General features: G+C 70.0%; 1 protein-coding gene. It reads right to left on the bottom strand.

Annotated features, from left to right (window positions below; all coding sequences use genetic code 11):
* Window positions 1–52 precede the first annotated feature (52 nt).
* The coding region (locus ACGF8A_RS34545; RefSeq protein WP_393114803.1) for a GTP-binding protein at window positions 53–1,192 on the bottom strand (1,140 nt) is incomplete at its 5' end.

The raw sequence follows: 1,192 nt of genomic DNA, 5'->3' as shown, positions 1-1,192 counted from the left end.
GTGTACCGGGCCGGACGGTGCCGTGGCTGCGACCAGCGTCCGGCCCGGAGTCTCAGTGCCCCGTCACGGTGGTGAGGGGGTCGTGTTCGTGTGCGCAGGTTTCGTCGAAGCCGTAGGTGTCCCAGGCGGGGAAGGGGTCGGTGTCTGGCGGGGCTTCGTCCGCCCGTATGAGGCATTCGGCCAGGGACGCGCGCAGGGATTCCGCGTCCAAGTGGGTGCCGATGAAGACGAGTTCCTGGGCGTAGGGGCTGTCGGTGTCCCGTGCGGAGGAGGGTTCGAAGCGTGCCACGGAGCCGGCCTGGGACCACAGTCCCGTCACGCGGGGCCGGCTGGCCAGGGTGAAGAAGCCCTTGGAGCGGAGGACTTGTCCGTGGGTGCCGCTGTCGAGTGCTTTGGTCACGAACGTCCACAGCCGTCCGGGGTGGAAGGGTGCCGCGGAGCGGAAGACGGTGGAGGAGATGCCGTACTCCTCCGTCTCGGGGACGTGGTCGCCGTTGAGCTCTCTGACCCAGCCCGGTGCCTGCTGTGCGCGCTCCAGGTCGAAGCGGGCGGTGCCCAGGATCTCGCCGACGGGTACGCGGCCCCGCACGGCCGGGACGATGTGGGCGGCGGGGTTGAGGCGGGCCAGGGTGGCCCGGAGCCGGTCGGCGGATTCGGCGTCGACGAGGTCGAGCTTGTTGAGGACGATGACGTCGGCGAACTCGATCTGGTCCATCAGCAGGTCGCTGACGGTGCGTTCGTCGTTCTCGTACTGGTCCAGGCCCCGCTCCGTCAGTTCGTCGCCGCCGGCCAGTTCGGGCAGGAAGCCCGCGGCGTCCACGACCGTGACCATCGTGTCGAGGCGGGCCAGGTCGCCGAGGGTGGCGCCGTCGTCGCGGGCGAAGGCGAAGGTGGCGGCCACCGGCATGGGTTCGGAGATGCCGGAGGACTCGATGAGGAGGTAGTCGAAGCGCCCCTCGCGCGCCAGCCGTTCCACCTCTTCCAGCAGGTCGTCGCGCAGGGTGCAGCAGATGCACCCGTTGGTCATCTCGACCAGGCGTTCCTCGGTGCGCGACAGCGCCGCCTCGCCGCCGCGCACCAGGGCGGCGTCGATGTTGACCTCGCTCATGTCGTTGACGATGACGGCGGCGCGCAGGCCCTCGCGGTTGGTGAGGACGTGGTTGAGCAGGGTGGTCTTTCCGGCGCCGAGGAA

Source organism: Streptomyces sp. NPDC047706 (genome assembly GCF_043204795.1).
Lineage (GTDB): Bacteria > Actinomycetota > Actinomycetes > Streptomycetales > Streptomycetaceae > Streptomyces.
This window is presented reverse-complemented; position numbering and strand designations above follow the sequence as displayed.